This window comes from Pseudomonas sp. F01002, assembly GCF_004402115.1.
Taxonomy (GTDB): domain Bacteria; phylum Pseudomonadota; class Gammaproteobacteria; order Pseudomonadales; family Pseudomonadaceae; genus Aquipseudomonas; species Aquipseudomonas frigoris.
In genome coordinates this window covers 246,325-262,995 of record NZ_SOPU01000018.1, presented here as the reverse complement: position 1 = coordinate 262,995, position 16,671 = coordinate 246,325, and the positions used below count along the sequence as shown (strand labels likewise).

Annotated in this window: 22 protein-coding genes; 5 read left to right on the top strand and 17 right to left on the bottom strand. The window is 60.7% G+C overall.

The features are described from left to right. The first annotated feature begins 120 nt into the window (after positions 1 to 120). From thiS to trmB, 3 genes are read left to right on the top strand one after another with little or no spacing between them, the layout of a single operon-like run. Entirely contained in the window at positions 121 to 321 is a 201-nt protein-coding gene (gene thiS / locus E3W21_RS14995; protein WP_007897898.1) for a sulfur carrier protein ThiS, read from the top strand. A 60-nt stretch (positions 322 to 381) separates the two neighbouring features. Next, the gene (locus E3W21_RS14990) at positions 382 to 1,176 is read left to right on the top strand and encodes a thiazole synthase (RefSeq protein ID WP_007897902.1); all 795 of its coding nucleotides are present in this window, start codon (positions 382 to 384) and stop codon (positions 1,174 to 1,176) included. Positions 1,177 to 1,185: 9 nt separating this feature from the next. After that, entirely contained in the window at positions 1,186 to 1,911 is a 726-nt protein-coding gene (trmB, locus tag E3W21_RS14985; protein WP_046053677.1) for a tRNA (guanosine(46)-N7)-methyltransferase TrmB, read from the top strand. A gap of 147 nt (positions 1,912 to 2,058) precedes the next feature. Here trmB and E3W21_RS14975 read toward each other — a convergent pair whose 3' ends face one another. The 10 genes from E3W21_RS14975 to E3W21_RS14930 form a co-directional block, all read right to left on the bottom strand. After that, on the bottom strand, positions 2,059 to 2,382 hold the full coding sequence (locus E3W21_RS14975; protein WP_046045220.1) for a DUF3392 domain-containing protein: 324 nt from the start codon (positions 2,380 to 2,382) through the stop codon (positions 2,059 to 2,061). Positions 2,383 to 2,404: 22 nt separating this feature from the next. Then, positions 2,405 to 3,610, bottom strand: a complete 1,206-nt coding sequence (hemW, locus tag E3W21_RS14970; protein WP_134420682.1) for a radical SAM family heme chaperone HemW — start codon at positions 3,608 to 3,610, stop codon at positions 2,405 to 2,407. Further along, on the bottom strand, positions 3,607 to 4,203 hold the full coding sequence (gene rdgB / locus E3W21_RS14965) for an RdgB/HAM1 family non-canonical purine NTP pyrophosphatase (protein ID WP_134420680.1): 597 nt from the start codon (positions 4,201 to 4,203) through the stop codon (positions 3,607 to 3,609). The genes hemW and rdgB overlap by 4 nt, the downstream gene beginning before the upstream one ends. Next, positions 4,200 to 4,634, bottom strand: coding sequence for a DUF4426 domain-containing protein (locus tag E3W21_RS14960; protein WP_008152635.1), 435 nt, complete (start codon positions 4,632 to 4,634; stop codon positions 4,200 to 4,202). Before E3W21_RS14960 ends, rdgB begins: the two co-directional genes overlap by 4 nt. 26 nt (positions 4,635 to 4,660) lie before the next feature. Beyond that, positions 4,661 to 5,281 (bottom strand): methionine biosynthesis protein MetW, encoded by a 621-nt coding sequence (metW, locus tag E3W21_RS14955; RefSeq protein ID WP_008152632.1) that lies wholly within the window; start codon positions 5,279 to 5,281, stop codon positions 4,661 to 4,663. 7 nt (positions 5,282 to 5,288) lie between these two features. After that, positions 5,289 to 6,428 (bottom strand): homoserine O-acetyltransferase, encoded by a 1,140-nt coding sequence (locus E3W21_RS14950; RefSeq protein WP_134420678.1) that lies wholly within the window; start codon positions 6,426 to 6,428, stop codon positions 5,289 to 5,291. Between the two features lie 184 nt (positions 6,429 to 6,612). Further along, a complete protein-coding gene (locus tag E3W21_RS14945) occupies positions 6,613 to 6,906 on the bottom strand; it encodes a DUF167 domain-containing protein (RefSeq protein WP_134420676.1) in 294 nt (97 codons plus the stop codon). Between the two features lie 4 nt (positions 6,907 to 6,910). Continuing rightward, on the bottom strand, positions 6,911 to 7,501 hold the full coding sequence (locus E3W21_RS14940; RefSeq protein WP_129440346.1) for a YggT family protein: 591 nt from the start codon (positions 7,499 to 7,501) through the stop codon (positions 6,911 to 6,913). 10 nt (positions 7,502 to 7,511) lie between these two features. Next, on the bottom strand, positions 7,512 to 8,330 hold the full coding sequence (proC, locus tag E3W21_RS14935; protein ID WP_129440348.1) for a pyrroline-5-carboxylate reductase: 819 nt from the start codon (positions 8,328 to 8,330) through the stop codon (positions 7,512 to 7,514). 35 nt (positions 8,331 to 8,365) lie between these two features. Next, the gene (locus E3W21_RS14930; RefSeq protein WP_129440350.1) at positions 8,366 to 9,052 is read right to left on the bottom strand and encodes a YggS family pyridoxal phosphate-dependent enzyme; all 687 of its coding nucleotides are present in this window, start codon (positions 9,050 to 9,052) and stop codon (positions 8,366 to 8,368) included. 56 nt (positions 9,053 to 9,108) lie between these two features. On the opposite strand from E3W21_RS14930, the gene E3W21_RS14925 reads away from it, so the two are divergent. Next, positions 9,109 to 10,143: a type IV pilus twitching motility protein PilT gene (locus E3W21_RS14925; protein ID WP_129440352.1), complete on the top strand. Its 1,035-nt coding sequence runs from the start codon at positions 9,109 to 9,111 to the stop codon at positions 10,141 to 10,143. Positions 10,144 to 10,273: 130 nt separating this feature from the next. On the opposite strand, the gene E3W21_RS14920 is transcribed toward E3W21_RS14925, so the two are convergent. Then, on the bottom strand, positions 10,274 to 10,894 hold the full coding sequence (locus E3W21_RS14920) for a C40 family peptidase (RefSeq protein WP_134420674.1): 621 nt from the start codon (positions 10,892 to 10,894) through the stop codon (positions 10,274 to 10,276). A 250-nt stretch (positions 10,895 to 11,144) separates the two neighbouring features. On the opposite strand from E3W21_RS14920, the gene E3W21_RS14915 reads away from it, so the two are divergent. Next, the gene (locus tag E3W21_RS14915) at positions 11,145 to 11,576 is read left to right on the top strand and encodes a TM2 domain-containing protein (RefSeq protein WP_134420672.1); all 432 of its coding nucleotides are present in this window, start codon (positions 11,145 to 11,147) and stop codon (positions 11,574 to 11,576) included. An 89-nt stretch (positions 11,577 to 11,665) separates the two neighbouring features. Here the strand turns inward: E3W21_RS14915 and E3W21_RS14910 are convergent, their stop codons facing one another. The 6 genes from E3W21_RS14910 to E3W21_RS14880 all read right to left on the bottom strand — a co-directional run bounded on the left by E3W21_RS14910 (position 11,666) and on the right by E3W21_RS14880 (position 16,655). Next, entirely contained in the window at positions 11,666 to 12,937 is a 1,272-nt protein-coding gene (locus tag E3W21_RS14910) for a dihydroorotase (protein ID WP_134420670.1), read from the bottom strand. Further along, a complete protein-coding gene (locus E3W21_RS14905; protein WP_134420668.1) occupies positions 12,934 to 13,938 on the bottom strand; it encodes an aspartate carbamoyltransferase catalytic subunit in 1,005 nt (334 codons plus the stop codon). Before E3W21_RS14905 ends, E3W21_RS14910 begins: the two co-directional genes overlap by 4 nt. Positions 13,939 to 13,965: 27 nt before the next feature. After that, on the bottom strand, positions 13,966 to 14,469 hold the full coding sequence (gene pyrR / locus E3W21_RS14900) for a bifunctional pyr operon transcriptional regulator/uracil phosphoribosyltransferase PyrR (protein WP_033060467.1): 504 nt from the start codon (positions 14,467 to 14,469) through the stop codon (positions 13,966 to 13,968). An 84-nt stretch (positions 14,470 to 14,553) separates the two neighbouring features. Continuing rightward, a complete protein-coding gene (gene ruvX / locus E3W21_RS14895) occupies positions 14,554 to 14,991 on the bottom strand; it encodes a Holliday junction resolvase RuvX (RefSeq protein WP_005792259.1) in 438 nt (145 codons plus the stop codon). Next, positions 14,991 to 15,563, bottom strand: coding sequence for a YqgE/AlgH family protein (locus E3W21_RS14890; RefSeq protein ID WP_046045231.1), 573 nt, complete (start codon positions 15,561 to 15,563; stop codon positions 14,991 to 14,993). Before E3W21_RS14890 ends, ruvX begins: the two co-directional genes overlap by 1 nt. 192 nt (positions 15,564 to 15,755) lie before the next feature. After that, positions 15,756 to 16,655, bottom strand: a complete 900-nt coding sequence (locus E3W21_RS14880; RefSeq protein WP_129440360.1) for an energy transducer TonB — start codon at positions 16,653 to 16,655, stop codon at positions 15,756 to 15,758. Positions 16,656 to 16,671 lie beyond the last annotated feature (16 nt).

Sequence of the window (16,671 nt, the reverse complement as noted above, 5' to 3'; positions counted from 1 at the left end):
TATCGAAAGATCGCAGCCTTCGGCAGCTCCTACAGAATCTAGTTACAAGACGAATGGCTTGGGTCGCCAAGACTGATCGGGCTAGAATGCCAGCCCCTAAAAATGATGGCGGCTTCCGGCATGCGCATTCAGTTGAACGGCGAATCCCTTGAACTGCCCGACGGTGAAACCGTTGCGGCCCTGCTGACCCGTCTGGAGCTGACCGGACGCCGGGTGGCGGTCGAACTCAATCTGGATATCGTCCCGCGCAGCCAGCACGCAGAAACCACGCTGAACGACGGCGATTCCGTCGAAGTGGTGCACGCTATCGGCGGCGGCTAGTCGTCCGGCCCTTATGGGCACAGAATTCTGCAAGAACCTCACCCCTACAGAGGATTTCCCATGAGCATCGTTCGTAGCGACAAGCCCTTCGTCCTGGCCGGTCGTACTTACCAGTCACGTTTGCTGGTAGGTACCGGCAAGTACCGCGACATGGAAGAAACCCGCCTGGCCATCGAAGCCTCGGGTGCCGAGATCGTCACCTTCGCCGTGCGCCGCACCAACCTCGGCCAGAACCCGGGCGAACCGAACCTGCTCGAAGTCCTGTCGCCGGATCGCTACACCTTTCTGCCTAACACCGCCGGTTGCTTCGACGCTACCGAGGCTGTGCGCACCTGCCGCCTGGCCCGTGAGCTGCTCGGTGGCCACAACCTGGTGAAGCTGGAAGTGCTGGCGGACCAGAAAACCCTGTTCCCCAACGTGATCGAAACCCTCAAGGCCGCCGAAGTGCTGGTCAAGGAAGGTTTTGACGTGATGGTCTACACCAGCGATGACCCGATCATTGCCCGTCAACTGGCGGAAATCGGCTGCATCGCGGTGATGCCGCTGGCCGGCCTGATCGGCACGGGCCTGGGGATCTGCAACCCGTACAACCTGCAGATCATCCTCGAAGAAGCCAAGATCCCGGTGTTGGTGGATGCCGGTGTCGGTACCGCCTCCGATGCAACCATCGCCATGGAACTGGGTTGCGAAGCGGTGCTGATGAACTCGGCTATCGCCCATGCCCAGCAGCCGATCATGATGGCTGAAGCCATGAAACACGCCATCGTGGCAGGTCGCTTGGCCTACCTCGCCGGCCGCATGCCGAAAAAACTCTATGCCAGCGCCTCCTCGCCGCTGGATGGTCTGATCAAGTAAGAGCCATTGATGACTGAATCAAACGAAACGCCTATCCAGCCGGAAGAAGGCGAAGAGCGCCAACACCGCCGCATCAAGAGTTTTGTGATGCGCGCCGGGCGCATGACCGAAGGCCAGCAAAAAGGTCTGGAACAGGGCACGCCGCTGTTCGTGTTGCCTCTGGCCGATGCGCCGGTGGACTTCGATCAGGTGTTCGGTCGTTCGGCACCGCGCTCGCTGGAAATCGGTTTCGGCATGGGCCATTCGCTGCTGGAAATGGCCGCAGCCTCTCCAGAGCAGGATTTCATCGGCGTGGAAGTGCACCGTCCGGGTGTGGGAGCGCTGCTCAATGGCGTGCTGACTCAGGGCCTGACCAACCTGCGGGTCTACGATTGCGATGCGATTGAAGTGCTCAACCGCTGCGTGGCCGACAACAGCCTCGATCGCCTGATGCTGTTTTTCCCGGACCCATGGCACAAGAGCCGCCACCACAAGCGCCGTATCGTTCAGGCGTCGTTCGCTGAACTGGTGCGCAGCAAGTTGAAGGTCGGCGGTGTGCTGCACATGGCCACCGATTGGGAACCGTACGCCGAGTACATGCTGGAAGTGATGAACGTTGCGCCGGGTTATCGCAACCTGGCCGAAGACGGCAAATGCGTCCCGCGCCCGACCGAGCGCCCGATCACCAAGTTCGAACGCCGCGGCGAACGTCTTGGGCATGGCGTGTGGGATCTGAAGTTCGAGAAACAGTCCTAAACCGTACGCAATACCCAATGTGGGAGCGGGCTTGCTCGCGAAGGCGTCGTGTCAGTCGACATTTAAGTTGAATGACACACCGCTTTCGCGAGCAAGTCGAATCGTCGCACCGCCGCTCCCACATTTGTTTTGTGTTGTGCCAGGGGGTTAGCGGCGGTCTGCGACGACGCCAATCAACACCAGCACCACCAACAACACCGGCGCCAGGCTGTAGTTGTTGAACTGGCTCAGGCCTTTGATGATCCACGGCGTGGCGTAGATCAGCGCGACGCCGCTGCCGATCATGCACAGCAGGGCCATCAGCGGGACGCGCAAGGCGCCGGCGATGCTGCCCAGGCGTTGGTCGACCCAGCCTTTGATATCGGCGCCAAACAACACCAGCAGGCAGCCCACCAGTGCCAGAGCGATTTCAGACAGGTTGCTACGGCTCCAGCGGGACGCGGTGGCGAGCAGGTCGAGTATCAAATCCATTCGTTTTCCCTTAAGGCTGAAATCAGCTCAGAAATGTCTGCAGCAAGTCATTGAGAAACAGTTGTCCGCGCTCGGTGGCCGCCAGACGTGACGGTTCGACCTGCAACAAGCCACTTTGTTCGGCGACCCGGCGGCCTTCGGCGAGGCTTTCCAGGCTCATCCCGGTGCGTTCCGGGTACAGTCGCGATTCCACACCCTCGGTCAGACGCAAGGCGTTCATCAGGAACTCGAACGGCAGTTCTTCATTGGTCAGGGTTTTCTCCCCAGCCTTGAAGCTTTTGGCCGGGTTGAGGTAGTCCTTCGGCAGGCGGGTCTTCCAGGTACGGACGATGCGCCCGTCCGGGTGGCTGAGCTTGCCGTGAGCCCCGGCACCTATACCGATGAAGTCGCCGAAACTCCAGTAATTGAGGTTATGCCGCGCCGGACGGCCGGGCTGGGCATACGCCGAGACTTCGTATTGCGCGTAACCGTGCTCGGCCAACAGCGCCTGACCGGCCTCCTGAATGTCCCACAACATGTCGTCTTCCGGCAGCGTTGGCGGCTGGTTCCAGAACACCGTGTTCGGTTCCAGGGTCAGCTGATACCAGGACAAGTGGGTCGGCTTCAGGGCGATGGCCTGGCGCAGATCGCTCAGGGCGTCGTCCAGGGACTGATCGGGCAAACCGTGCATCAGGTCCAGATTGAAGTTATCGAACCCGGCCTGACGGGCCATGCCGGCGGCACGTACCGCTTCGTCACCGTTGTGAATCCGCCCCAGGGCCTTGAGCTTCTCTTCCTGAAAGCTCTGGATGCCGATCGACAGGCGATTGATGCCCAGCGCCCGGTAGGCGACGAACTTCTCTTGCTCGAACGTCCCAGGATTGGCTTCCAGGGTAATTTCGATGTCGCTGGCGAACGGAATGCGCTGCTCGACGCCTTTGAGCAAACGGCCCAACGCCTCGGCGCTGAACAGGCTCGGCGTGCCGCCACCAAAGAAGATCGAACTCAGCTCACGGCCGTAAACCGCATGCAGGTCCTGATCGAGGTCGGCCAGCAGCGCGTCCACATATTCTTCTTCCGGCAACACCGGGCTGGCGGTGTGGGAATTGAAGTCGCAATAAGGACATTTGCGCACACACCACGGGATGTGGATGTACAGCGCCAGGGGCGGCAGCACAGGCAGGGCGGCCCGAGGCGATTGGGCGTCGCCGCCGAAGATCAGCGGCGACGCGGATGAGTCATGGATCATTTCAGGCCCAGACGCTGGCGCAGCAGATCCATTGCACGGGCGCGGTGGCTGATGAGGTTCTTGTCGCTCGGGCTCAGTTCGGCGCTGGAGCAGTCGCGTTCCGGCACCCAGAACAGCGGATCGTAACCAAAACCGTGTTCGCCGCTGGCTTGCGGCAGGATGCGGCCGTGCCACAGGCCTTCGCAAAGGATCGGCAACGGATCGTCGGCATGACGCACCAGCGCCAGCACACAGACGAACTGTGCACCGCGCTCGGCTTGCGGCACGTCCTTCAATACGTCGAGCAGTTTGGCGTTGTTCGCCGCATCGCCCTGACCATCGGCGTAACGCGCCGAGTAGATTCCCGGCGCACCGCCGAGGAAATCCACGGCCAACCCCGAATCGTCGGCCAGCGCTGGCAGGCCGGAGATGCGCGCGGCATTGCGGGCCTTGAGGATGGCGTTTTCGACGAACGACAAGCCGGTTTCTTCAGGTTCGACGCTGCTGAACTCGCCGATCGAGCGCAGTTGCACCGATTCGCCGAGCATGGCCTGAAGTTCCTTGAGTTTGCCGGCGTTGTGGCTGGCCAGTACGAGTTGCGTGAAGTTGATCATTCGCCGGGGAAGAGCTCTTGGTTGAAATTGATGGTGTTGATTTTATCGCCGTTCTGCACCTTGATGTCGAAGGTGCGGACTTCCTGTTGATCGACCGGGAACTGGGCGATGTAGTAGATCGCGCCTTGTTCAGTGATCTGTTTGAACTTCAACGGTACGGTCTGGCTGGTCAGGTCTTTCACCGATCCGCTGACTTCAGCGGTCAGTGGTTTGCCATCCTTGAGCACGGAGACGTTTATCACGCCCTGGTTCTTGCTTCGCGTCAGCCCGGCCGCTTTGGCAATGTCCGGTGTCAGAAAAGTGGAGTTGAAGGTGTTGTAGTGCACCGTTACATCGCCAAAGGTTTCTTTGCGCTCGCCTTTGATGACGTCGGCGGCCATGGCGGTGACGCTCAGGCAGGCAGTAAGTACAAACAGCGCTAGACGACCCATGTTCATTCTCCTCGAAGTGTCGTGACTCAGACCGCGACCTTGTGGTCTTGCAGCCCGGGGCTGCTGACGCGGTAAATACCGATTTCACCTAATAGATTAGGCCATAGCTTACTGGCCCACCCGTGGCGGTGCTGTTGATCCACGGCAAGCCGATCAATGACCCTGGCTTCACGTTCGCGACACAACGCTTCAAAGTCTTCGAAAGTGCAAAAGTGGATGTTCGGCGTGTTGTACCAGGTGTACGGCAGAAAATCGGACACCGGCATCCGGCCCTTGCTCGCCAGGTACCAGCGGCAGCGCCAGTGACCGAAATTGGGGAAGGTGATGATGCACTGGCGACCGACGCGCAGCATTTCGTCGAGGATCTTGTCCGGGTAGTGCACGGCCTGCAGCGCCTGGGTCATGACCACGACGTCGAAGCTGTTGCTGGCAAAGTTGCCCAGGCCCTTGTCCAGGTCCTGCTCAATCACGTTGATGCCCTTGGCCACGCATTCGGCGATGTTGTCCGGGTCGTTTTCCAGGCCATAGCCGGTCACTTGCTTGTTATCGCGCAACCAGGTCAGCAGCTCACCGTCGCCGCAGCCGAGGTCGAGTACGCGGCTACCGGCGGGGATCCATTCCTGGATGATTTCCAGATCAGCTCTCATGGCTTTCTCACAACGTAATGCGGTTCATGTAATTGCTGAATGCCTGCAAGTAGCGCGGGATCGGAATCAGGAAGGCGTCGTGGCCTTGCGGAGCGTCGATCTCGAGGTAGCAGACGTCTTTCTTGGCCGCCATCAGCGCGTCCACCAGTTCCCGCGAGCGGGCAGGGGAGAAGCGCCAGTCGGTGGTGAAAGACATTACGCAGAACTTGGACTGGGCGTTGGCGAAGGTTTTCGCCAGGTCATCGTCGAAGTTCGCCGCCGGATCGAAGTAGTCCAGTGCCTTGGTCATCAGCAGGTACGTGTTGGCGTCGAAACGTCCGGAGAACTCTTCGCCTTGATAACGCAGGTAGCTTTCGACCTGGAACTCGACGCTGTGGAAGTCGTAGTTGAGCTTTTCGCTCTTCAGGCCACGACCGAATTTCTCACCCATCGAGTCATCGGACAGGTACGTGATGTGCCCGACCATCCGCGCCAGCATCAAGCCACGCTTGGGGATCACGCCCGCTTCCTGGAACGAACCGCCGTGGAATTCGGGGTCGGTGAGGATCGCCTGACGTGCCACTTCGTTGAAGGCAATGTTCTGTGCCGACAGCTTGGGGGCCGAAGCGATGGCCAAGCAGTGACGAATGCGATCCGGGTAGGTGATGCTCCACTGCATCGCCTGCATGCCACCGAGACTGCCGCCAATCACGGCGGCCCATTGGCCGATGCCGATGCGGTCTGCCAGGCGCGCCTGGCTGTGAACCCAATCTTCCACGGTCAGCACCGGGAAGTCGGCGCCGAATGGCTTGCCGGTTTCCGGATTGATGCTGCTCGGGCCGGTAGAGCCGTTGCAACCGCCGAGGTTGTTGAGGCTGACTACGAAGAATTTGTTGGTGTCGATCGGCTTGCCGGGGCCGATGCAGCTATCCCACCAACCGGGTTTGCGGTCGTCGGGGCTGTGGAAGCCGGCAGCGTGATGATGACCGGACAAGGCGTGGCAGATCAGCACGGCGTTGCTCGCCGCGGCATTCAGCGTGCCGTAGGTTTCGTAGATCAGGTCATAAGCTGGGAGCGAACGGCCGCAGGCCAAGGCCAGGGGTTCGCTGAAGTGCGCCACTTGCGGCGTCACCAGACCAACAGAATCGGGGGGGAAGGCAGCTGGCATCGACCCTGCTCTCGTTGAAATGAGGCGTAAGTCTAAAGACCGCTGCCCCTAGCAGCAAGCAAAGGCCGGGGCTGATTTCATTCAGCTGGACCGAGGCGCGCCATTCGCGAGCAAGCCCGCTCCCACATTGGAATGCGTTCCCTTGTGGGAGCGGGCTTGCTTGCGAATGCAGCGCCTCGGTCTATCAGCTCTGTCGCACCAACCCCGGCAAATCCGGCAGCTTCTTCGGCGAGCAAATCCGCACCCGCTTCTGCCGATTCAACTCCCCGCTAATCAAACTCACCTGGCTCTTGGAAACCCCAAACGCCTTGGCCAAAAACGCCATCAAATACGCGTTGGCCTTGCCTTCAACCGGCGGCGCCGTCAGGCGAATCTTCAATCGATCCCCATGCAGCCCGCAGAAATCATCGCTGCGGGCCGCCGGTTGCAGGTGACATTCCAGAATCAGGTCGTCACCGTCCCAGCGAAAGTAGCTCACCGGGTCAGATCAGTAGACGCAGGATTTCCGGCATCATCGTCATGGCGGCGAGGTTGTTGATCACCAGCATGTCGATCAGCTTGAGCACCATGAACGCCAGGATCGGCGAAATATCCAGGCCGCCGAGGTTCGGCAGGATCTTGCGGAACGGTGCCAGGGCTGGCTCGCAGATCTGGTTCACCAGCTCGGCGCCAGGGTTATGGCTGCCCGGCGCGACCCAGGACAGGATCACGCTGATGATCAGGGCAAAGAAGAAAATCTTCAGGAACAGCGCGGTCACGCCGATCAGCGACCAGAGCAGCAATTGCAGCGGGTTACCGGTGGTGCCGTAAGTCAGCAGCAGAGTCAGGGCCATCAGTGCCAGCTGCACGAGGATCGCCAGCACCAGCGAGGACATGTCCAGGCCGAACATGCTCGGGATGATCCGGCGCAACGGCTTGAGCAGCGGCTGAGTGGCTTTCACGGCGAACTGGCAGAGCGGGTTGTAGAAGTTTGCGCGTACCAGTTGCAGCACAAAGCGCAGAAGCACGATCAGCAGGTACAGGCTGCCGAGGGTTTGCAGCACGTAGACCGCAGCAGTGTTCAATCCAATCATGTAAGGCTCCTTATTGACCCAATTGTTCGGCCATCTCGGCCGAGCGGTGCGCAGCGGCGCCAAGTGCTTTTTCTACCAGGGCTTCGAAGCCGCCGGCCTGGAACGACTTGATCGCCGCTTCCGTCGTGCCCGCAGGTGACGTCACGCGACGACGCAGTTCCGCAGCGTCGACGTCACTGGCCACGGCCATGTGAGCAGCGCCCAAAGCGGTTTGCAGGGTCAGTTGTGCAGCGATGTCTGCTGGCAGGCCGAGCTTCACGCCGGCGGCGGTCATGGCCTCGATGAGCAGGAAGAAGTACGCAGGGCCCGAGCCGGAAACGGCGGTGACCGCGTCCAGTTGCTGCTCTTCATCCAGCCACAGTGCGATGCCGACGGCGGACAGCAGTTCTTGCGCCTGTTGGCGTTGCTCGGTGTTCACTTCAGCCGTGGCGAACAAACCGCTCACGCCCTGGCGCAGCAGCGCCGGGGTGTTGGGCATGCAACGCACGATCGGTTGGGCGCCGAGCCAGTTGTTCATGCTGGCGCAGGTGATGCCGGCCGCAATCGAGACCACCAGTTGATTCGGCTGGAGGCTTGGGCGAAGTGCTTCGCAGACGGCTTTCATCGCTTGAGGTTTGACCGCCAGTACGACGACTTCGGCGCCCTGGATGGCTTCGGCGTTGTCGGCGAACACGTCGATACCGTGTTCAGCGTTCACGCGAGCGCGGCTTTCAGCGCCCGGATCGCTGGCGCGGATCTGCGCGGCGTCCAGACCTTTGGCGCGCAGGCCGCCGATCAGGCTGGCGGCCATGTTGCCGGCACCGATAAAGGCAATACGAGTCTTGCTCATGTCAGGTCCTTATAAAGAGAGGAGTCAGCCATATTTCAAGGCTGACCGTAGTCGCGGGCACCAAACAGGGCCGTACCGATACGGACCCAGGTGGCGCCCATGGCGATGGCCGACTCGAGGTCGTGGCTCATGCCCATGGAAAGTGTGTCGAGCGGCAGGTTTAGGCTGGCTTGCAGAAGCTGCACGGCAGCAAAAGCGGCATCCTGGGCGGCGCGATCTTCAGTCGGCTCGGGGATTGCCATCAACCCGCGCAGCTTGATGCGCGGCAGTTCGCTGATGGCATTGGCCAGGGCCGGCAGGTCGGCCGGGGTGCAGCCGGATTTGCTGGCTTCACCACTGACGTTGACCTGGATGCAGATGTTCAGAGGCGGCAAATCGGCAGGACGTTGTTCGGACAGGCGTTGTGCGATTTTCAAACGATCCACGGAATGCACCCAGGCGAAGTGCTCGGCGATAGCGCGAGTCTTGTTCGATTGAATGGGGCCAATGAAGTGCCAGATCAAGGGCAGGTCGGCCAATTCGAGCTGTTTGCTCAGGGCTTCCTGCAGGTAGTTCTCGCCAAAATCGCGTAGCCCCGCGGCATACGCTTCGCGCAGGGCTTCGGCGGGCTTGGTCTTGCTCACGGCCAGCAGCTGGACGCTGTCTTCGTCGCGCTTTGCGGCGACGGCAGCGGCGTGGATACGTGAACTAACCTGAGCGATGTTGTCTGCTATCGTGGACATCAAGAGGCGCCGGCGGTCTGAAGGTTCGCGGCATTCTACTGGAATTGAGGAACGCTATGGATATCACTGAGCTGCTGGCTTTCAGCGCGAAACAGGGCGCGTCCGACTTGCATCTGTCTGCCGGCCTGCCACCGATGATTCGGGTCGACGGCGATGTGCGGCGCATCAACCTGCCAGCCCTGGACCACAAGCAGGTGCAGGCGCTGATCTACGACATCATGAACGACACTCAGCGGGTGGACTTCGAGAAGCACCTGGAGACCGACTTTTCCTTTGACGTGCCCAGCGTGGCGCGTTTTCGGGTTAACGCGTTCAACCACAATCGTGGTGCTGGCGCGGTGTTCCGGACCATTCCGTCCAAAGTCCTGAGCATGGACGACCTCGGTATGGGGGAAGTGTTTCGCAAGATTACCGAAGCACCGCGGGGGCTGGTGCTGGTGACCGGGCCGACCGGTTCCGGCAAATCCACCACCCTGGCGGCGATGATCGATCACCTGAACACCCATCGTCACCACCACATCCTCACCATCGAAGACCCGATCGAGTTCGTCCACGAGTCGCGCAAATGTTTGATCAATCAGCGTGAAGTCCATCGCGATACACGCAGCTTCGCCACGGCTCTGCGCTCGGCCCTGCGGGAGGACCCGGACGTGATTCTGGTGGGGGAGATGCGGGATCTGGAGACCATTCGCCTGGCGTTGACCGCCGCCGAAACCGGTCATCTGGTGTTTGGCACGCTGCACACGACATCGGCGGCAAAAACCATCGACCGGGTGGTGGACGTGTTTCCGGGGGACGAGAAGTCGATGGTCCGTTCGATGCTGTCCGAGTCGTTACTGGCGGTGGTGTCGCAGACGTTGGTCAAGAAGATCGGCGGCGGGCGGATCGCGGCCCACGAAATCATGCTCGGCACGTCAGCGATCCGTAACCTGATCCGCGAAGACAAGGTGGCGCAGATGTACTCGTCGATTCAGACCGGGGGAAACCTGGGGATGCAGACGCTGGATATGTGCTTGAAGGAGCTGGTGACCAAGGGCTTGATCAGCCGCGAGCATGCGCGGGAGAAGGCGCGCACGCCGGATGGTTTTTGAGGCTTAAAGCAAAAGATCGTCCGAACGCGGCCCGAACCTGCGGCAGCTCCTACAGGGAAATGCATAGTCCCGTGTAGGAGCTGCCGCAGGTTCGGGCCGCGTTCGGACGATCTTTTGATCTTGCTTCAAATCAGCGTTGAACAACCTGTAGGGTGTTCTTCTCTTTCGGCGTAACCCGCTTGGCAACCACATAGTGGCTTTCCCAGAAGGGTTTTTTCAGCGTGTCGATGGTCACCGACTTGCCACGACGTGGTGCGTGGATGAAGCGGTCGTTGCCCAGGTAGATGGCAACGTGATTGACCTGACGGCTCTTGATGTTGAAGAAAATCAGGTCGCCAGGCTTCAGATCCTTGCGATCGACTTTCTCCCCATGACCGCTGGCCATGGCGTTGGAAGTGCGTGGCAGGTCAAACGTGGCGTCGTTGAACGCGTATTTCACCAGGCCACTGCAGTCGAACCCTTTACTTGGGCTGCTGCCGCCCCAACGGTAGGGTGTACCGAGGACGTTGACTGCGCGGCTCAGCACGTTGCTGCTTTCCTTGGCCGCCATTGGCGGTATCAGGCTGCTTTTGTTGCTGCTCAGCTGGGGAGCGCGTTTTACGGTCTGTTTGTTTTTGCTCGAAGGAGCAGAAACATGGGATTTTTGGGTGTAACCATTAACGTTAGGAAGACGTTGCTCACGATTGGTGGCGTGGGCGGCCAGTGGCATCAAAAGGCAAATGGTTAGCCATGTCTTGAAAAATGGACGCATTAGGCAAGGCTCATATAAGTTAGCGCGCAACTTTATAACAGCTTTTTTGGCCCTTCCGAGGCCGTTGGTCGATTCAACCTTGGGGTCAACGGAACCAAATAAGCGGAAAATGGACGCGATTGTCGAACAGACGTCAGGTGTTATAAGGCTTTGACGGGAGAGACAGTATCATTTGCCATACGTCGGCAACTCGTAAAAAAGTCACAAAGATTTAAAGAATATTTATCTATCGTGTGAATCGAGGTCCTTAATGAACACCTATCAACAGCCCGTTCCGCATCAAGACACGCACAGCAAAGTGATCGGTTACCTGCTGTGGATTTTCGGTTTTACCGGCGCTCACCGCTTCTATTACGGCAAGCCGGTGACGGGGACGATCTGGTTCTTCACCTTCGGTTTGTTGGGTATCGGTTGGCTGATCGACGTGTTTCTGATCCCTGCCATGGATCGTGAAGCTGACCTGCGTTTTACCGCCGGGCCTATCGAGTACAACGTTGCGTGGATTCTGCTGACGTTTCTTGGGGTGTTCGGCGTGCATCGGATGTATCAAGGGAAGTGGATCAGCGGATTGCTGTACCTGGTGACGGGCGGGTTGTTCTTTCTGGGGGTGCTGTATGACTTCTGGACGCTGAATGACCAGGTTTCCGTGCGTAACGCTCAGAATAGAGGCGCTTTCCAGTAAGCCATCGCGAGCAAGCTCGCTCCCACAGGGGATTTGTGAACGACACAGATCCAGTGTGGGAGCTTGCTCGCGATTGCCGCGACGCGGTCTTACGCCTGGTGGCTAATGCGTCCATCCACCAAGGTGTAACGTACCACGCCCGGCAGGCTGTGGCCAATGAACGGGCAGTTTTCGCCTTTGGACAGCCAGGTCTCACCGGCCACGGTCGAAGCCGACGGATCGAACAGCACGATGTCCGCAGGTCCACCTACCGCCAGTTTGCCCGCCGGCAGGCGCAATGCCTCGGCAGGTCCGGTACTCAAGCGCGCCAACAGCGTTGGCAGGTCCAGCAAACCGTCTTCCACCAGCGTCATCGCCAACGGCAGCAGCAGTTCAACGCTGCTGATGCCCGGCTCGGTGGCCCCGAACGGCGCCAGTTTGGCGTCCCGCTCGTGGGGTTGGTGATGACTGGAGATGGCCGAGACCACACCCGATTTCACCGCTTCACGCAGGCCATCGCGGTCGGCGCGGGTGCGCAGCGGCGGCTGGACGTGATAGAGGCTGCTGAAGTCGATCAGGGCTTCGTCGGTCAGGATCAGCTGGTACAGGGCGACATCAGCCGTCACCGGCAGGCCGCGAGCCTGGGCCTGAGCGATCAGGGCCACGCCGCGGGCGCTGGTGAGCTGGCTGAAGTGCGCGCGCACGCCACTTTGCTCGACCAGCAGCAGATCACGGGCCAGAGCCACGGTTTCGGCGGTTTCCGGAATGCCCGGCAAACCGAGGAAGCTGGCGGTCGGGCCTTCGTGAGCCAGGCCACCTTCTGCCAGGTCATGGTCCTGAGAGTTGAAAATCACCGTCAGGTCGAATGTTGCGGCGTATTCCAGTGCCCGGCACAGGGTGCGGGTATTGCGGAAGCTGTCCAGGCCATTGCCGAAGGCCACGCAACCGGCATCGCGCAGGGCAACGAGCTCGGCCAGCTGTTCGCCGTCCAGGCCTTTGCTCAGGGCGCCGATCGGGAAGACTTTGGTGTTGCCGGCCTCGCGGGCGCGGTCGAGGATCAGTTCGGCCACGGCCGAGGTGTCCAGCACCGGTTTGGTTTTCGGCGGGCAGCACAGGCTGGTGACGCCACCGGCCGCGGCGGCGCGGGTTTCGCTGACGATTGAACCTTTACGGCTGTAGCCCGGTTCGCGCAGGGCGACGTTCAGGTCAACCAGCCCAGGGGCGGCGATCAGACCTTTGGCGTCGAGGGTGTCGACGGCGACAAAACCGGCCGGGGCGGCGCCAAGGGCAATGATCTTGCAGGCTTCAATATGGATATCGGTAACTTGATCCAGGCCGCTGGCTGGATCGATGACGCGGGCGCCGAGAATGCTGAGCTTCACTGGGCGTTCTCCTGCTCGAATTGGCGCTGGGCAGTCTGCCCGCTCATGGCCATGGACAGCACGGCCATACGAATTGCGATGCCGTAGGTGACCTGGTTGAGGATCACCGAGTGCGGGCCGTCGGCCACCTCCGACTCAATCTCCACGCCGCGGTTGATCGGTCCCGGGTGCATGACGATGCAATCCGGTTTGGCTCCGGCCAGGCGCGCGGTGGTCAGACCGAACAGGCGGTAGAACTCGCCTTCGCTCGGCAACAGGCCGCCGGTCATGCGTTCACGTTGCAGGCGCAGCATGATCACTACGTCAACGTCTTTCAGGCCTTCGGTCATGTCGGTGTAAACCTTCACGCCGTATTGCTCGATGCCGATCGGCAGCAGGGTTTTCGGCGCGATGACGCGGATGTCCGGGCAGCCGAGGGTTTTCAGCGCGAGCATGTTCGAGCGTGCCACCCGCGAGTGCAGGATGTCGCCGACGATAGCCACCGAAAGGTTTTCGAAGCCGCCCTTGTGCCGACGGATGGTGAGCATGTCGAGCATGCCCTGGGTCGGGTGGGCGTGACGGCCGTCGCCGCCGTTGATGATCGCCACTTGCGGGCAGACATGTTCGGCGATGAAGTGCGCCGCGCCGGAATCACCGTGGCGCACGACGAACATGTCGGCGGCCATGGCTTCCAGGTTGCGCAGGGTGTCGAGCAGGGTTTCGCCCTTGCTTGCCGACGACGTGGACACGTTCAGGGTGATCACGTCCGCCGACAGCCGCTGGGCCGCCAGTTCGAAGGTGGTGCGGGTGCGGGTGGAGTTCTCGAAGAACACGTTGCACACGGTCTTGCCGCGCAGCAACGGGACTTTCTTCACCGCCCGGGCGCCGACTTCGAGGAACGAGTCGGCGGTGTCGAGGATTTCCGTCAGCAGCTCGCGGCGCAAACCGTCGAGCGAGAGGAAGTGGCGCAGCTGGCCCTGATCATTGAGCTGCAGCGGGCGCTTGGTTTCTAGAGGCGTCATCGCGAGGGGGACTCTCAATAGGGCGAATTAAAGGGCGAGGTCTTGCAGTTCGAGCTTGAGTTCCGGGCCGGACAGTTTCACCCGTTCGTGGGCTGCCAACGACAGTGTCGCACCGACCACATTCGGGCGGATCGGCAGCTCGCCGGCGTCCAGGTCCAGCAGGCACACCAATGTCACACTGGCCGGGCGGCCGTAGTCGAACAGCTCATTCAGGGCGGCGCGGATGGTCCGGCCGCTCATCAGCACATCGTCGATCAGCACCAGGTGCTGGCCTTCGATCTCGAACGGCAGAGCCGAAGGGCGCACTTGCGGGTGCAGGCCGTTCTGGCTGAAGTCGTCGCGGTAGAAGGAGACGTCCAGGGTGCCGAGGGGCGAATCGCTGCCCAGTTCATCGAGCAACGCCTGGGCGACCCAGACGCCACCGGTGCGAATGCCGATGTAGCGCGGTTCGCTGATGCCACGTTTGGCCAGATAGGCGTCAAGCCGGGTCGCCATCTGGCTGATCAGTTCAACGGGATTGGGCAGGCTCATGGTTGCTCCTTCTTGGGCCCGAGCCGGATTCTGCTGGAGAGGTGGCTCGGGTTGTCGCTAAGTAGAGACGCTTGTTGCGGCTCTTCAGGATTCGAACAATGCGGTATTTTCGTCGAGCCAGCCTTGCAGCAGCAGGGCGGCGGCGATGGCGTCCACCGGGTTGTCGCGGTAGCTGCCCTTTTGTCCACCACGATCACGCCGTTCACCCTTGGCTTCGAAGGTGGTCAGGCGCTCATCGTGGGTATAGAAGGGCAGGTTATAGCGGCCATTGAGGCGGCGGGCGAATTTTTCGGCGCGCAGGCACATGTCGCTCGGCGTGCCGTCCATGTTCAAGGGTAGGCCAACCACCACGGCATCGGGTTTCCACTCTTTAATCAGGGCTTCGACCTGATTCCAGTCGGGAATACCGTTTTGTGCCTTCAAGGTGCACAGCTCGCGGGCCTGGCCGGTAATCACCTGGCCGACCGCAACGCCGATCTGTTTGGTGCCGTAATCGAAACCCAAAATCAGGCGCAGGGCCATCAGGCGTGTCCCGCCTGGCTGGTCAGCAGGCTGAGATTGACGCCCAGGTGCTTGGCCGCTGCTTCCAGGCGCAGTTCGCTGCTGGTGTTGAACAAAATATCGGCATCGAACGGGCAGGTCAGCCAGGCGTTCTGGGCCAGTTCCGCTTCCAGCTGCCCGGCTTCCCAGCCAGCGTATCCGAGGGCGATCAGGCTTTTCGCCGGACCGACGCCGTCGGCGATGGCGAACAGCACATCCTGGGAGGTCGACAGGGCCAGTTTCTCATCAAGCTCGACGGTGGCCTGATAACTCTGCCCCGAGGGGTGCAGGACAAAACCGCGATCGGTCTGCACCGGACCGCCGATGAAGATCGGCACATGCTGGCAGAGCACCGGCGGTTCGATGTCGGGGCGCAGTTGCTCGAGGATATCGGCCAGGTTGAGGTCTTGCGGACGATTGACCACCAGGCCCATGGCACCATTGGCCGTGTGCTCGACGATGTAGGTCAAGGTGTGCGCAAAGTTCGGGTCGACCATGTGAGGCATGGCGATCAGGAATTGATGCTTGAGGTAGCTGGGGCTGACGTTCTTCATGAGCGCTAGTGTGGCGTTGGAGGGGCGAACTGACAAGCTGAGGATGCGCAGGAATTGCCCCAATTCGGCAGTCGACGCAGATCAAATGTGGGAGCGGGCTTGCTCGCGAAGGCGTCGTGTCAGTCGACATTAATGTTGAATGATTGACCGCATTCGCGAGCAAGCCCGCTCCCACAGGGGATTTGTGGGGTGTCAGTTACTGGAGAGTCTGTCCCCGCGGGCAAACTTCCAGGTCCGGATGATTTCCAGACGATCGATATCCGACAAATCCCCGGTAAACGGTGAAAACGGCGCCGCCAGTCGCACAATGCGCTGCGCTGCCTGATCCAGCAGCGGTTGTCCGGATGACTCCAGCACCAGCACTTCAAAGAGCGAGCCGTCACGGTTGATCGAAACCATCAGGCGCAAATTGCCGTAGATCTGCTTGCGCCGCGCTTCGTCGGGGTAATTCAGGTTGCCGATGCGCTCGACCTTCTTGCGCCACTCGTCCTTATACCAGGCGCCCTTGTCGCGCATGGTCGACGCGGCGCTCAGGCGATGGATACGCGGGCGCTTGGCATACAACTGTTGTTCGTTGGCCAGTTCCGCTTCCAGGCTGGCAATGTCGGTGGACAGCTGTTCACTGTCGAACGTCGGCGCGGCGACTGCGGGTTTGGTGACGGGCTTGGGTTCTTCGGTTTTGGTGGCGGCCTTTTTCGGCTTGGGCGCGACGGTCGTCACGGCTGCCTTCGGTGCGGCTTCCCGCACTTCAGGCTTGGCCGCCGGCGGTGGCGTGACTTTCTGCACCTTGTTGTCCTGGAAAGGCGCGACCTCGGTGGTCTTGGGAATTGCCTTTTTATCCAGGGTGCCGCTGCCTTGCTGATTCTCTTGAGCGAGGAAATCGGCTTTCTCAGGCTTCTTTTCGCTTTTGAAGGTGGCGAGGGTGATTTCCAGGGTTTTGCTGATTTGCTTGGGTTCGACCATCGTAAAGCCGACGCCCAACAGCAAGGCCAGGTGAATCAGCGCCGCGAGAAACAGGGTAAAACCGAGGCGATCAGCCGGGCGCACGCCACGATGGGCGAGTTCAGCGGGCAGATCGGACGGGAGCGTCATGACAAAAAAACCAACA

Coding starts and splice junctions, on each gene's coding strand:
- E3W21_RS14990 (WP_007897902.1), top strand. CDS start 382: ATGAGCATCGTTCGTAGCGACAAGCCCTTCGTCCTGGCCGGTCGTACT.
- E3W21_RS14950 (WP_134420678.1), bottom strand. CDS start 6,428: ATGCCAGCTGCCTTCCCCCCCGATTCTGTTGGTCTGGTGACGCCGCAA.
- proC (WP_129440348.1), bottom strand. CDS start 8,330: ATGAGCAAGACTCGTATTGCCTTTATCGGTGCCGGCAACATGGCCGCC.
- E3W21_RS14930 (WP_129440350.1), bottom strand. CDS start 9,052: ATGTCCACGATAGCAGACAACATCGCTCAGGTTAGTTCACGTATCCAC.
- metW (WP_008152632.1), bottom strand. CDS start 5,281: ATGAGAGCTGATCTGGAAATCATCCAGGAATGGATCCCCGCCGGTAGC.
- pyrR (WP_033060467.1), bottom strand. CDS start 14,469: ATGAGCCTGCCCAATCCCGTTGAACTGATCAGCCAGATGGCGACCCGG.
- rdgB (WP_134420680.1), bottom strand. CDS start 4,203: ATGATCAACTTCACGCAACTCGTACTGGCCAGCCACAACGCCGGCAAA.
- E3W21_RS14925 (WP_129440352.1), top strand. CDS start 9,109: ATGGATATCACTGAGCTGCTGGCTTTCAGCGCGAAACAGGGCGCGTCC.
- E3W21_RS14975 (WP_046045220.1), bottom strand. CDS start 2,382: ATGGATTTGATACTCGACCTGCTCGCCACCGCGTCCCGCTGGAGCCGT.
- E3W21_RS14880 (WP_129440360.1), bottom strand. CDS start 16,655: ATGACGCTCCCGTCCGATCTGCCCGCTGAACTCGCCCATCGTGGCGTG.
- E3W21_RS14940 (WP_129440346.1), bottom strand. CDS start 7,501: ATGATTGGATTGAACACTGCTGCGGTCTACGTGCTGCAAACCCTCGGC.
- hemW (WP_134420682.1), bottom strand. CDS start 3,610: ATGATCCATGACTCATCCGCGTCGCCGCTGATCTTCGGCGGCGACGCC.
- E3W21_RS14915 (WP_134420672.1), top strand. CDS start 11,145: ATGAACACCTATCAACAGCCCGTTCCGCATCAAGACACGCACAGCAAA.
- E3W21_RS14890 (WP_046045231.1), bottom strand. CDS start 15,563: ATGAAGAACGTCAGCCCCAGCTACCTCAAGCATCAATTCCTGATCGCC.
- trmB (WP_046053677.1), top strand. CDS start 1,186: ATGACTGAATCAAACGAAACGCCTATCCAGCCGGAAGAAGGCGAAGAG.
- E3W21_RS14920 (WP_134420674.1), bottom strand. CDS start 10,894: ATGCGTCCATTTTTCAAGACATGGCTAACCATTTGCCTTTTGATGCCA.
- E3W21_RS14905 (WP_134420668.1), bottom strand. CDS start 13,938: ATGACGCCTCTAGAAACCAAGCGCCCGCTGCAGCTCAATGATCAGGGC.
- E3W21_RS14960 (WP_008152635.1), bottom strand. CDS start 4,634: ATGGGTCGTCTAGCGCTGTTTGTACTTACTGCCTGCCTGAGCGTCACC.
- ruvX (WP_005792259.1), bottom strand. CDS start 14,991: ATGGCCCTGCGCCTGATTTTGGGTTTCGATTACGGCACCAAACAGATC.
- thiS (WP_007897898.1), top strand. CDS start 121: ATGCGCATTCAGTTGAACGGCGAATCCCTTGAACTGCCCGACGGTGAA.